Annotated in this window: 11 protein-coding genes; 3 read left to right on the forward strand and 8 right to left on the reverse strand. The window is 47.8% G+C overall.

Annotated elements, in window-relative coordinates; all coding sequences use genetic code 11:
* Positions 1-60 precede the first annotated feature (60 nt).
* The 5 genes from RMO52_RS00035 to RMO52_RS00055 form a co-directional block, all read right to left on the reverse strand.
* Positions 61-429: a clan AA aspartic protease gene (locus tag RMO52_RS00035; RefSeq protein ID WP_310409904.1), complete on the reverse strand. Its 369-nt coding sequence runs from the start codon at positions 427-429 to the stop codon at positions 61-63.
* Positions 426-701, reverse strand: coding sequence for a hypothetical protein (locus tag RMO52_RS00040; RefSeq protein WP_310409906.1), 276 nt, complete (start codon positions 699-701; stop codon positions 426-428). The genes RMO52_RS00035 and RMO52_RS00040 overlap by 4 nt, the downstream gene beginning before the upstream one ends.
* A gap of 60 nt (positions 702-761) precedes the next feature.
* Positions 762-1,892 carry a pentapeptide repeat-containing protein gene (locus RMO52_RS00045; RefSeq protein ID WP_310409908.1) on the reverse strand — a complete coding sequence of 377 codons (1,131 nt, stop codon included), beginning with the start codon at positions 1,890-1,892 and terminating at the stop codon, positions 762-764.
* Between the two features lie 165 nt (positions 1,893-2,057).
* Positions 2,058-2,441: a P-II family nitrogen regulator gene (locus RMO52_RS00050; protein ID WP_310409909.1), complete on the reverse strand. Its 384-nt coding sequence runs from the start codon at positions 2,439-2,441 to the stop codon at positions 2,058-2,060.
* Positions 2,442-2,856: 415 nt separating this feature from the next.
* Complete coding sequence (locus RMO52_RS00055) at positions 2,857-4,530, reverse strand: APC family permease (protein WP_310409911.1); 1,674 nt, start codon at positions 4,528-4,530, stop codon at positions 2,857-2,859.
* Positions 4,531-5,159: 629 nt separating this feature from the next.
* On the opposite strand from RMO52_RS00055, the gene ppk2 reads away from it, so the two are divergent.
* Positions 5,160-6,116: a polyphosphate kinase 2 gene (gene ppk2 / locus RMO52_RS00060; RefSeq protein ID WP_396134847.1), complete on the forward strand. Its 957-nt coding sequence runs from the start codon at positions 5,160-5,162 to the stop codon at positions 6,114-6,116.
* Positions 6,117-6,389: 273 nt separating this feature from the next.
* Complete coding sequence (locus RMO52_RS00065) at positions 6,390-8,561, forward strand: glutamine synthetase III (RefSeq protein ID WP_310409914.1); 2,172 nt, start codon at positions 6,390-6,392, stop codon at positions 8,559-8,561.
* A gap of 123 nt (positions 8,562-8,684) precedes the next feature.
* On the opposite strand, the gene RMO52_RS00070 is transcribed toward RMO52_RS00065, so the two are convergent.
* Positions 8,685-8,933, reverse strand: a complete 249-nt coding sequence (locus RMO52_RS00070) for a hypothetical protein (RefSeq protein ID WP_309742427.1) — start codon at positions 8,931-8,933, stop codon at positions 8,685-8,687.
* A gap of 173 nt (positions 8,934-9,106) precedes the next feature.
* On the opposite strand from RMO52_RS00070, the gene RMO52_RS00075 reads away from it, so the two are divergent.
* Positions 9,107-10,150: a hypothetical protein gene (locus tag RMO52_RS00075; RefSeq protein ID WP_310409916.1), complete on the forward strand. Its 1,044-nt coding sequence runs from the start codon at positions 9,107-9,109 to the stop codon at positions 10,148-10,150.
* Positions 10,151-10,153: 3 nt separating this feature from the next.
* Here RMO52_RS00075 and RMO52_RS00080 read toward each other — a convergent pair whose 3' ends face one another.
* Together RMO52_RS00080 and nadB are read right to left on the reverse strand one after the other, a co-directional pair.
* Positions 10,154-10,855 carry a class I SAM-dependent methyltransferase gene (locus tag RMO52_RS00080; protein ID WP_310409918.1) on the reverse strand — a complete coding sequence of 234 codons (702 nt, stop codon included), beginning with the start codon at positions 10,853-10,855 and terminating at the stop codon, positions 10,154-10,156.
* A 65-nt stretch (positions 10,856-10,920) separates the two neighbouring features.
* Positions 10,921-12,588: an L-aspartate oxidase gene (gene nadB / locus RMO52_RS00085; RefSeq protein ID WP_310409919.1), complete on the reverse strand. Its 1,668-nt coding sequence runs from the start codon at positions 12,586-12,588 to the stop codon at positions 10,921-10,923.
* Positions 12,589-12,848 lie beyond the last annotated feature (260 nt).

A 12,848-nucleotide genomic window follows, 5' to 3' on the forward strand; every position in this document is an offset into this window, starting at 1 on the left:
GTTCGATCGGCGTGCAACGGGTTTGTTTAGACTGCATCCATAAAAGGCTATGACGGGGAATCACAGTTTTTCAACTTTAACAATACCGCCCTCAATATTATCAACCTGCAATCGATACCCATAGAGCAGTGCCATCCCTAACAGAGGTTCCGTCTCTGATTCCGCAATATCAATCTCAAAGTAATGCCCATCCCAGATTGCGACCGCAGTGTACAAATCAAAGGATGTCTCACTGCCGTCGCCCAGAGTTACAAAATCAGCACCGCTCCAAGGTAAATCTAGAGTGGTGATGATTGTAGAGGGTAAAGATAGAAACCCATTGAACCCTGTGTCAATCACAGCATCGATCGCTTGTAGTTGTCGATTTGAGTTACCGACCACAACAGTCAGCATTGCTTCACGTCGTAAATTCACAACTCCTTGCATCATGAATTTTTCTTCAGACTCCGTGCCCCAAAATGATAAACGGCACGATGTCCGATCCGAATTATCCAGGGTTGAGCGTCAGGAAGTCGTTCAAACAGTCGATTGGTTGCAGGCACAACATTTTCAGCGACCTCGAACTCTCCGGTTTCAATGTCGATAGCTACAATCTTATTGTCATTTCCTGCTTCGACTTGCTGCCGAATGCCAGACTCATAGAGTTCTTGCCCACGTTGAGCTAACTCTTCTTTGCTGTAGCGTCTTTGACGAACTGCCATAGTCATACCTCCATTACAACTCTTCTCCTTCATTTTAGCTCAGAGTAGATCCAAGTCTGTCTATATTTGCTTCATCCCCTGTTTAATCGGTGAGAACTTACTATGAAATTCTGTCCGATCGTCATACACAGCACCTTGTAAATTAGCCCCAATAAGTTTGGCTCCATACAACTTTGCTCCAGCAAAATTTGCCCCTCTGCAATTAGTACCTTTCAATTCGGCTCCAAATAGATTGGCTCCTGATAAATTGGCTCTATGTAAATCTGCAAGGAGCAGATTTGTTTCTCGCAAATCGGCAGATTCTAAATTTGCCTCCGATAAATTTGCCCGCTTTAGATTTGCACCAAATAGATCTACTTCTGACAAGATCGATCGATTTAAATTCGCTTCGGTTAAATTAGCTGCTAGTAAGTTTGCCCGACTCAGGTTGGCTGCTACTAAAATGGCTTTAGTCAAATTCGCCTTACTCAAATTCGCAGTAGTCAGATCTGCGGCAAGTAAATTAGCGTGATTAAAATCGATCTGTTCGAGATTTGCAGCGATTAATGATGCGCCCTCTAAATTAGTTTCAACCAAATTTGCCCAACTTAAATTGGCTCGATCGAGTGTGGCTTTGTGTAAGTTAGCTTTAATTAAGATTGCTTTATGTAAGTTTGCATCACTCAGATCTGCCTCAGTTAAATTGGCTCCTGTCAAATTTGCTCTCTCGAAGATCGCGCTGGTGAAGATTGCTTGAAATAATACAGCATCCATCAATTCTGCTTGCAGGAAACCTGTAGAAATTGCCGTCACTCGGCTCAAATTAGCCCGTTGTAAGTTGGCTAAACCGAAATCACAACGGCTCAAAATAGCACTTTCTAAACTTGCTTGACTGAGATTGGCAGTTCCCAGACTGGCACCTGTGAGATCTGCTTCATATAGATTGGCTTGATGTAAATTCGATCGATTCAATTTCGCAAATTGTAAGTTTGCCCGCACTAAATCGGCTTTGCTCAGGTTGGCACCTGCTAAAATTGCCTTGCTCAAGACTGCTTTAAATAAGACTGCTTTGCTCAGGTTGACTTTGGCTAACTGTGCGGATTGAAGATCGACGGCGGTGAGCTGTGCTGCTTCAAAATCTCGATCGCCAGCAGCATATTCTAGCAATAGTTCCGCACTACTTTGAACGATCTTTTTTTGGCGTTGCGGCATAATCGTTCGCGTAGCGTGCCGTAGGCAATCGAAAACACTATCCTCATCATAAGACTTACGCCCAGACGATCGGTGTATTTAGTAACCAAATCCGACAAAAAATTACCGCATCCCAATTAAGGGACGCGGCGATAATCGAGTGTAAAAATTTAGTGCTATATCGCGCTAGACCGAACTCTCCTCCTTGTCGGGGGTGAGTGCCTCGATGCCAGTTTCTCCAGTCCGAATGCGGACGGCTCTGGCAACTGGTAGTACGAATACCTTCCCGTCGCCGATTTTGCCAGTGTGGGCGGTTTTAACGATCGTTTCGACGATTAAATCGGTTTTTTCAGAAGGTACGACCATTTCTAATCTCACTTTGGGAATAAAATCGATCGTAAAGGGTTGACGATCCATATTGTACAATCCTAAAAATGCCAGCGGGCGACCTTTTTGACGACCGAATCCTTTAACTCCGGTAACTGTCAATCCTTGAATTCCAGCCTTTACCAATGCCTCTTTGACATCATCCAATTTGGACGGTTGGATGACTGCAATAATCAAATCCATAGTTAGTTTGCTCCGACTTTACGGCGATCGTCTTGTAGATATCTTAGGTTAAGTAGTGCTTAAAGTCCCAATTTTGTTTCAATAAGTAAGCTAAACATGGTGATTATCACCATTAAGGGGACAGCAACATAGATCGCTGTTTTGAATACACGATATTTTTTGGTTGGGGATAAGTAATTCCAATGTTCTGGTGGTACTTGCCATTTATTCATTGAGTTTTAGCCTGGAACTAGTTGAGAGTAAAGAAAATAGCCAAAACCCTGGATTACCCCCCCAACCCCCCTTATAAAGCGGATGTGCGCACTGTTCGGGTTCCCCGACAGTGTAAGCGCACCAAGCAGGGGGGCTTTTCGTGCTCCCTCCCCTTTAGAAGGGGAGGGCTGGGGTGGGGTAAGGGACTACGCAGCAATTCAAATTACAAGTTACCCGAATTTCCTCTACCGAGCTGGATGTGGTTCTCATGGGGTCTGACGAAAATCGATCGACCCGTCATGATACTCCGCACCATAATATAGGCAAAACCAAACAAGAAGAAAGCAGCCGAAATCCCGATCGCAATTTGAGCATTTTTAGCCGAGTCACCGCCAGCCGTAAAACCAAAGTAAAACACACCAAACATCATCGCAAAGTTCATAAATGCTCCAGCTAGAGGAATCAATTTTGACTTGATAAAATTTGATTCATCGCCTAACAATCGATCGATCGCAGCCACGAATGTGACTAGGCAAGTCAATCCATAAAAGATAAAAGTACCGATATTTGAAACCAGTGTCATCTGTGTTAGATTGTTGACACTAAGTACTCCATATCCCCCAATCATAGCGGACAAAATAGTCAACACGATCGTCCCGATATGAGGCGTACTAAACTTGCTGTGGAGCAGCCCAAAAATGCTCGGTAGCTCGTCATCTGCACCCATCGCGTAGGTAATTCTCACGCCTGTGGAAAGGGCAGATAGCGTCGTTCCTAGTAGTGCCATCAAGACGGTGATTGCCAATACTAATACCAGTGTAAATCCGTGTCCGCCGAGCAATCGATCGCCCAAAATTCGTGCCATATCTCCAACGGGGGCACCAGATAAAACTGCTGCATCAAATCCTCTAACGATACTGCCTCCAGTATATTTACTCGCATCCAGGCTTAGTGCCGTCACTGCTGCCCCAATATCGGTAATTTTGGGATCGAGTCCAGCGACAAACGAGCCTGCCTCGCCAGCTTTATTTACCACACCTGCATAGGCATCACTAATGAAGAAGTTAGCCGCAAAGTATTCAAAGAAGTAGCAAACACAAGCCTGAATAAATAGCGACATGACTACCGCCTTGGGAATGTCTTGTCTGGGGTTGATGGCTTCACCTGCGAGGGCGGTTGCTGATTCAAACCCGACTACTAATAAAATCGCGATCGTTGTTTGGAATAATAGCCCCCCAAAATCATGGGGAATCACGACACTAAGTGCGTTGGCGTGCTCGTAATTGAAGCCTGGATTGGTAAATCTAAACGTGATAAATAAAATTCCCAAAATAAATAACGAACTGATTTGGACGATATTAATGATGATATTAATCAATGTTGAACCAGTTACGCCAAAGAAAGCAACAAAGCCAACTAATCCCGCAAATACCGCACACAAAAGCATCTGCGAGAGTGAATCGCCAGCAAAATTTGGGTTGAAAAGTCGCCCGATATAGACAATTAGGGTACCCATAAACCCGACCATCACCCCAGGATAAACCCAGTAATAAAGGTGAGATGCCCATCCCGTTAAAAACTTGACAATCCGGGCAAATCGAAAGTGACGATGCTCTTCTTTGGCGAGAATTGCTGCTTCTGCATAGTAATAAGAACTGCCCGCACCTGCTTCTGCATAGGCTTTAGATAGTGTGGCAAAGCAACTAGCAGTTAACAAAGCGATCGCGGTTGCAACTGCGACTGAAGCCCACATATTCGGGGCTGATGCCCTGGGAGATTGGAGCTGAAATGTCGTCCACAAGAATGCACCTGGGGCGATTAAAGCCATTGCATTAATTGTGACACCGAGTAGTCCCAGGGTGGGTTTTAGCCCATCCTTACCGGAATTTGTTGTCATACTTTACGTGTTTATAAATAGTTATTGCATTTGTGTAGACGCTACAAATTTTGCCGTTGGCGGAAAGCCCGCTCCCCTGGAGAATCGATTGAATGTTCGATCGATACTTATGAGTTTTGTAATGAGAGCTATTTTTTGAAAATTGCTGGCAATCGGACAGCTATATTATTGGAAGACTTCAACACAGAATCTTTACTGTTTTACAACAGATCGATCCGTATTTTTCAATACAAATAGTCGATTCAGTCTTGGAGCAAGTTTATATTTTAAAACTAACAATAACTTGTACTCGCTACCAGCATTGACTTTTCGGGTGTTGTCTCGAACGGTAAATTTATGTGTGACCATCTGCTTGTGATATTTCGTAGTTTGCAATACAAACACTCAGCTTATTTGTCTTTAATATAGGTCAACCCCAAAAAACCTTTAACGACTTACAAGCGTTGACAAAGATCGGCTTGAGAGATTTTGTCCTTACATTTGCAATCTCTGTCTGTTGCTAACTTCTAAGACGTTGTGAGGGTAATGAATCCAATTTTAAGATCGGTATTACCTGCGCCACACTCATACTGGGTTATCAAAGGATAATTATGGAAACCGAAATCATGAACGGCAGTTCCACCACTGCTATGTTCGACTCACTGGTGGAACCAGCCACAATCAAGCACAAGCAGAAAAAACAGAAGAAGAGCAAAAAAGCCCAGATTCAAACCGCCGAACGCCGAGTGCTGCATCACGTCTCTGAGGCAGAAGGCAGTTCCAAACTTCCCAGTAAAGTTTACGAGCAAGAGCTAGCTCGACTGCAAGTCGAATTGGTAAAAATGCAGTACTGGGTCAAGAATACAGGCGTGCGGATCGTGATTTTGTTCGAGGGACGCGATGCTGCTGGTAAAGGTGGCACGATTAAGCGAATTACCGAGCCGCTGAACCCTCGTGGTTGTCGGGTTGTCGCTCTGGGAACGCCGAGCGTTGGCGAAGCCTCTCCCCTGGAGAATCGCGAAAAAACCGAATGGTATTTCCAACGCTACGTGCCCCATCTACCCGCTGCGGGTGAGATCGTTTGTTTCGATCGCAGTTGGTACAACCGCGCTGGAGTAGAGCATGTGATGGGTTTTTGTACCGATGCCCAATATCAGGAATTCATGCAAACTTGTCCCGAATTCGAGCGAATGCTGGTGAAATCAGGGATTATTTTGCTGAAATATTGGTTCTCAGTTAGCGATGACGAGCAAGAGCGACGGTTTCAGTCGCGGACGACCGATCCGGCACGGCGGTGGAAACTCAGTCCGATGGATCTCGAATCACGCGATTCTCCAGGGGAGAGGCTTCGCCAACGCTGGGTGGAGTATTCGCAAGCTAAGGATGCGACGTTTGCCCATACGAATATCCCTGAAGCTCCGTGGTTCACGGTGGAGGCGAATGATAAACGCCGCGCTCGGCTCAATTGCATCAGTCACTTTTTGAGCAAGATTCCCTATGTGGACATGACACCGGAGCCGCTGGAGTTGCCCCCGCGCAAGAGTGCGCCGCATGACTATGTACGTCCGCCGCGTAACGAGCAGTTTTTTGTGCCGTCAGTGTATTGAGCAGCCCTCACCCCGCCCTCGCCTGTGGCTCTGGCTCCCCTCTCCCAAGCTTGGGAGAGGGGTTGGGGGTGAGGGCAAGGGATTTCGATCGCAAAAGATCGTAGGTTGGGCTGAAGCCCTCGAAACCCAACACACTCAGCGATTACCTCCGGTAGGCTTCGCCAACGATTGTAGGAATGTTGGGTTTCTGCGGAGATCTACCCACCCCGCCCTACGGGCACCCCTCCGAGGAGGGGATTTTCTATCCATCCACCTCATTAGGAACGAATCATCATGACTCATGAATTGCGCGTACAGGCTGTCTCTCAAGTAACCGATCGCCAGCCGTTACCATCCAAGGTGCCTCAACGCTTAGAAGCACTGTGGGCAACGGATGTATTTACCTTGAGCAAGATGCAGGCAAGTTTGCCCAAAGATATTTATAAATCAGTTAAGAGTACGATTCAGACGGGTGGCAAATTAGATATATCGATCGCGGGTACCGTCGCTGCGGCGATGAAAGATTGGGCGATCGCTAAAGGGGCACTATACTATGCTCACGTCTTTTACCCGATGACCAATGCGACTGCCGAAAAGCATGACGGTTTTATCTCCGTCCAAAGTGATGGCAGCGTATTGACGGAGTTTACGGGCAAAGTGCTAGTTCAGGGCGAACCGGATGGCTCGTCTTTTCCCAATGGCGGACTACGATCGACTTTTGAGGCACGCGGTTATACAGCTTGGGATGTTACCAGTCCGGCTTATGTGATGGAAACAGACAATGGTGTCACGCTCTGCATCCCGACGGTGTTTATCTCCTGGACAGGTGAAGCTCTGGATAAGAAAACGCCATTATTGCGATCGAATGCGGCGATGAACAAAGCGGCAACGCGGATGCTCAAGTTACTGGGACATACCGAAGTTGCACCCGTTAATTCTAGCTGTGGTGCCGAGCAGGAATACTTTTTAGTTGACGCGCATTTTGCCCATAGTCGTCCCGACATGCTGCTCACAGGACGCACCTTATTTGGTAAGTCGGCGGCTAAAGGTCAGCAATTTGACGATCACTACTTTGGGGCAATTCCCGATCGCGTGCAGGTGTTCATGCAGGACGTGGAGGAGCGGATGTATCGGCTGGGGATTCCCGCCAAAACGCGCCACAACGAAGTAGCTCCAGGTCAATTCGAGCTGGCACCCTTCTTTGAAGCTGCCAACGTTGCCAGCGATCACCAGCAACTGACGATGACTCTGCTCAAGTGTACCGCCAAGAAACACGGCTTTGTCTGCCTGTTGCATGAGAAACCATTTGCCGGAATTAATGGCTCTGGGAAACACGTCAACTGGTCGGTGGGGAATGCGACTCAAGGTAATTTACTCGATCCTGGCGATACTCCTCATGCCAATATGCAGTTTTTACTGTTCTGTGGCGCGGTGATTCGGGGCGTACACAAGTATGGGCCACTATTACGCGCCGTTGTTGCGACAGCTAGCAACGACCACCGCTTGGGCGCAAATGAAGCTCCCCCGGCAATTATCTCTGTTTATCTCGGATCGCAACTCGAACAGGTTTTCGACCAGATTAGTAAGGGCGAGACTACCAGTTCGGCTCATGCCGGAGTGATGGAACTCGGCGTAGACACTTTACCAGTATTCGCCAAAGATCCTGGCGATCGCAATCGCACCTCGCCCTTTGCCTTTACAGGCAACCGCTTTGAGTTCCGCGCCGTCGGTTCCAACCAATCGGTATCGGGGCCATTAGTCGCGATGAATACGATCCTGACTGATTCGCTCACTTGGATTGCCGACAAATTAGAAGCCAAAATGGCTGAGGGAGCCGATCTAACTACTGCCATCAACACAGTGCTTAAAAAAGTGATGGACAAGCATGGTGCCGTCGTGTTTGGTGGTAATGGCTACTCCGAAGATTGGCATAAAATGGCGGTGGAAGAACGCGGTTTAGTTAACCTGCGGACGACTGCTGATGCGCTACCAGTCCTTAAAGCTGATGACATCAAAGAGTTATTCGAGCGAGTTGGAGTGCTGAGTGCCGTCGAACTTGAAAGTCGGTTTGAAGTGTACGCCGAGCAGTATATTCTGGCGATCGATGTCGAAGCCAAACTGATGGTGACGATGGCAAAAACTACCATTTATCCAGCCGCCATGCGCTATCATTCCGAACTGTCTACCACGATTTTTAATGCTAAATCGATCGGAATCGAACTTAGTAAGGAAAGTGCCGAAAAAGTAGCGATGTTAATCGGCACAATCATGGATAAAGTCAGTAAACTCGATGGAGCGATGGGCAAACACGATTTTAGCTCGATCGAAGAACACATGCAGTATTGCGCCAAAACAATCCGCCCGATGATGGACGAGTTACGCAAAGATGCCGACGCCCTAGAAGGTGAGGTAGCGGACGATTTCTGGCCGCTACCTACCTATCAAGAGATGCTATTTGTTAAGTAATTAACTCTAATATCTCTGGACATTTTCCGCTCACAAACTTGACACAATTTTCATCATCAGTCAGTGCGTTAGCCGAGCAACTCGGAATCACAATCGCACTGACTGATTTTGTGTAAATGACAATTAGTTCGAGCGTAGTCTAATGAATAAACCGATAGCATCTACGCCGTCACAGGTACCCCCAATGAGCAGGATCGGCAAAGCATCTGAGATCGGTAAGATCCTCCTCGGTGCATAGCCTAATTGTCCGATCGCCGCCGTATGAGCGCCATAGGCAAAAGCAGCAACAACTTGGGGATAAAAATGCGGATTAGCACTCGCGATCGCGATCGGGAATGGAGCCTGATGCCGATCGGCTGGCACGTTCCCCATGCTCTTTACAGGAACAAAATAGCATCTCTGGTTGTCAAAATTAATAATTTTCTGCCGTAGTTGTCTGCTATTTATAATCTTACTAAGTTACGACAATAGCTAAAGAATTTCAATTAATTTGAAACTAAAAGACTATCTAACAAGTCTAATAAGTTAGTTATTAGATTAGATATATGTTAGGTCGAATTCATAGTTATTTGGGTAGTTGTTGGGCGATTGGGATGGCGATTTTAGCACCCATCTCAGTCTTATTACCACTCAGCTCTGCCGCAGTTGCCCAAACCAATGTCCTACCCAAAGGAGTCGCCAATAAGATCGATCGAGACATTGTGCAGCGATTCAAAGTGCCGCCAGCGAGCATCAAAGTCCAGAACTTTTCGGCTCAAGCTTGGCCGGATGGCTGTCTGGGCTTAGGCAAGACTGATGAAGTCTGTACGCAAGCAGTCGTCAATGGTTGGCTCGTTGAAGCTACTGATGGCAGCCAGAGCTATGTCTATCGCACCGATAACACGGGTACAAATCTTCGCACTGAAACCTCACCCCAAGCTGTCTTACCACTACCAGTAGCCCGGAAGTTACGGCAAGCTGCCCGTCGAGAATTGAATGTCCCCCTAAATAAACTCCGCGTCACAGCCATTAATCCCCGCACATTTGATGGTTGTCTGGGAATCTTCACACCTCGCCGCGCTTGTACCAAAATTGCGATTCCCGGTTGGCAAGCAGTCCTAACTGATGGACGATCTAGCTGGGTGTACCATCTCGATCGCAATGCCAGTCGCATTGTCCAAAATTCAGCCGCTAGCAAGGCTCTAGCTCCAGTCGCGATTACATTTGCGACTACTGATGCTGCGCTAGCATCCAATATTTTATTTACTAGTTCTTCATCTGGCGATCTAACTGGTAGAACTATTACTAACACCCTCTCAACAGATGGTAAAGTTACCCGCCTAATTACGGCACCCAATATTCGATCGCGTCCGGTACTATTACGCACGCTGAACCCAGTAAGACTCGATCGATTCAAAGCTGTATTATCGCGTCAAGGCTTGCCCAACCTCAATGGATTGAACTATCTAACTTCGGCATCTGTGGCGGATGTGCCGACAGTCACGCTCCAATCGATCGGTAGTAGCGTCAGCTATACTAGCATTGAGAAACAGCGTGTACCCAAGTCGTTACAGTCCGTTATTACCGCTTGGGAGGCAATTACCAAATAATCGCTATTGTCGGCGGGCATACCAAGCGTGCATCAACAGATTTTGATAGAACTGCACAGGTGGCTCAAAGCCACCTGCCGCGATGATTGCGGCGACTGCTGATGGTGGCAGCACAGCCACATCGCGACTGTGCGCGGCACGAACCTTGGCGATCTGCTCTGCGGATACGTCACCGCCACCTTGCATCACCCGCAGCCAAACATTCAGCATGTCGGCATATTCTGAAGCAGCAAGATCGGCAGCTAGATCGGCATTAATCAAATACCCCTGGGGGCGAAGTCGGACAGCGATCTGCTCGAAGAAGTGACGCCGATCTTCTGAGAGCATCAAGAAGTGCGAAACAAACAAGCAAGTTGCCGCATCAAATGAATCCACTGGAGGTAATGAATCGAGATAACCTTCATGAAGAGTGCAGCGGGAAGTAAGACCATTTTCGGCAATCCGTTGGCGACAGATATCGAGCATGGGTGCCGCAGGTTCGATCCCCGTGAATTGCCATTGGGGAAATGCTTGAGCTAAATCGATTAGTTCCACTCCAGTACCAACACCGACACAGAGAATCCGCGCATCGCTCGGCAGTTCGGCAAGAATAGCGTGGATGAGAAAATTTAGGGCTTCGCGCAGTGGCGCAAACACAGTATTTCTTTGGTCATAAGTAGCGGCCATTTCTCGATTGAAAAAGATTGCGGGGTCTGGTTTTGTCACGATCTTTATAAAATTAAATAAATGAATAAACTCAATCCTAATCGCGCATATTTAGGTAATCGCGATTAATCGATCGCATCTGACTTAAACCAGCGATCTTTTTGAACGATCGTGTGAACTTGCCAGTTAGGATCGATCGTCGGAAAGTCAGTTCGAGAGTGTCCGCCGCGACTTTCGGTTCGCATTAAGGCACTGGTTAAAATTAAAATTCCGATGGCTAATAAGTTGCGGGTTTCGCCCCAAGTTTGCAGATCTACTTCGGATATTTCCGAGGGAAGAGTGCCCGATTGGGGCGGGATAATTTGGGTAATTAATTGAGAAATCGGTAAATTATTAAATTCTCGTTGTAAAGTGTTGACGCGATCGAGTGCTAATTGGAGACTGGCTCGATCGCGACAAACACCAGCAGCTTGCCACATTAAACGCGGTAATTCTTCGCGAATCTGCTCGACTTGATCGCGCCAAGATCCATTTGGCTGAGCCAATTTTTCGCCCCAAAGCTCTAAGTTGGGAATCTCAATTGAGGGTATATTGATGGGTGCGGAATCGATCGAGATCTGACTCAACTGAGCGCCAAATACGACGCATTCTAATAGTGAATTACTCGCCAAGCGATTGGCTCCATGTACCCCGGTACTGGTAGTTTCGCCAACTGCATAGACGCCCGGAATACTAGTTTGAGTCATCAGATCTGTCTGAACTCCCCCCATCCAATAATGCGCCGCTGGTGCTACCGGAATTAACTCATGCAGGATGTCAATTCCCCAATGCTGGCAAACTTGAATGATATTCGGGAAGCGATGGCGGATTTTTGCTTCAGGAATTGGACTAAGATCGAGCCAGACACAGCCTTGATTGGGATCGGGGCTGTGTTTGAGCAAATGACTGAAAATCGCCTGACTGACGACATCTCTAGGCGCGAGTTCGCCAGCAGGATGATAGTCAAATGCAAACCGATAACCCGTATCGTCTACCAAATGAGCGCCCTCACCGCGTACCGCTTCGCTGATCAAAAATCTCGGCGCACCTGCTTTGGTGAGTGCGGTGGGATGAAACTGGACAAATTCCAGATCTCGCAACAATCCCCCCGCTCGATGTGCCATTGCCACACCATCCCCCGTACTGACTTCCGGATTGGTAGTCTGCGCGTACACCTGTCCGCCGCCACCTGTAGCTAAGACGACGGCGGTAGCTGTTACCCAATTAATTTCGCCTTGATAGACGAGACTTATCCCCCGACAAGTGCCAGACTCCAGCCACAAATCTAGGGCAAATGCTTGAGTCAGCACAGTAATATTTGATTGCGCCAATACTCGATCGGCTAAAGTACTCACTAAGGCTCTACCAGTAGTATCGGCGGCATGTAACACGCGCGGACGCGAATGGGCAGCTTCGAGAGTCAGCGCCAATTTTTCATCTACTCTGTCAAATCCCACCCCAAACTCCACCAGCGAATCGATACACTCCGCCGCATGAGTCACCAAAAATTCTACCGCAGCTCGATCGCACAATCCCGCCCCCGCCTTGAGCGTATCGGCAATATGCAGATCCACCGAATCTTGCGGATCTACTACCGCTGCAATCCCCCCCTGCGCCCAATCACTAGCCGACAGGGGTAAACTCGCCTTACTGACGATCGCGACCCGTAATGACGCTGGTAGGCACAATGCAGAGTACAATCCCGCCGCGCCAGCTCCCACGACGATGACATCAAAGTTAGTAGGTAAGGGCATAGGGGAGTGGGGGAGTGGGGGAGTGGGGGGGGACGGGGAGTGGGGGAGACGGGGAGACGAGGAGACGAGGAGACGAGGAGATGGGGGAACTGTGGAACTGTGCTATTCCTTTTACCTTTTACCTTTTACCCTCTCCCATCTCCCATCTCCCATCTCTAATAAAAAAATCCCACCCTAACTCCGGGTGGGGGATGAGCTTAGGTGAAATCCGATCGATGAGCAATTAGTTAGTAATAACCATTGTTGTAGCGATCGCCACC

The sequence above is a fragment of the Chamaesiphon sp. OTE_8_metabat_110 genome, assembly GCF_031382685.1.
Classification (GTDB): Bacteria; Cyanobacteriota; Cyanobacteriia; order Cyanobacteriales; family Chamaesiphonaceae; genus Chamaesiphon.

Coding starts and splice junctions, on each gene's coding strand:
- RMO52_RS00065 (WP_310409914.1), top strand. CDS start 6,390: ATGACTCATGAATTGCGCGTACAGGCTGTCTCTCAAGTAACCGATCGC.
- RMO52_RS00070 (WP_309742427.1), bottom strand. CDS start 8,933: ATGGGGAACGTGCCAGCCGATCGGCATCAGGCTCCATTCCCGATCGCG.
- nadB (WP_310409919.1), bottom strand. CDS start 12,588: ATGCCCTTACCTACTAACTTTGATGTCATCGTCGTGGGAGCTGGCGCG.
- RMO52_RS00040 (WP_310409906.1), bottom strand. CDS start 701: ATGGCAGTTCGTCAAAGACGCTACAGCAAAGAAGAGTTAGCTCAACGT.
- RMO52_RS00035 (WP_310409904.1), bottom strand. CDS start 429: ATGATGCAAGGAGTTGTGAATTTACGACGTGAAGCAATGCTGACTGTT.
- ppk2 (WP_396134847.1), top strand. CDS start 5,160: ATGTTCGACTCACTGGTGGAACCAGCCACAATCAAGCACAAGCAGAAA.
- RMO52_RS00045 (WP_310409908.1), bottom strand. CDS start 1,892: ATGCCGCAACGCCAAAAAAAGATCGTTCAAAGTAGTGCGGAACTATTG.
- RMO52_RS00050 (WP_310409909.1), bottom strand. CDS start 2,441: ATGGATTTGATTATTGCAGTCATCCAACCGTCCAAATTGGATGATGTC.
- RMO52_RS00075 (WP_310409916.1), top strand. CDS start 9,107: ATGTTAGGTCGAATTCATAGTTATTTGGGTAGTTGTTGGGCGATTGGG.
- RMO52_RS00055 (WP_310409911.1), bottom strand. CDS start 4,530: ATGACAACAAATTCCGGTAAGGATGGGCTAAAACCCACCCTGGGACTA.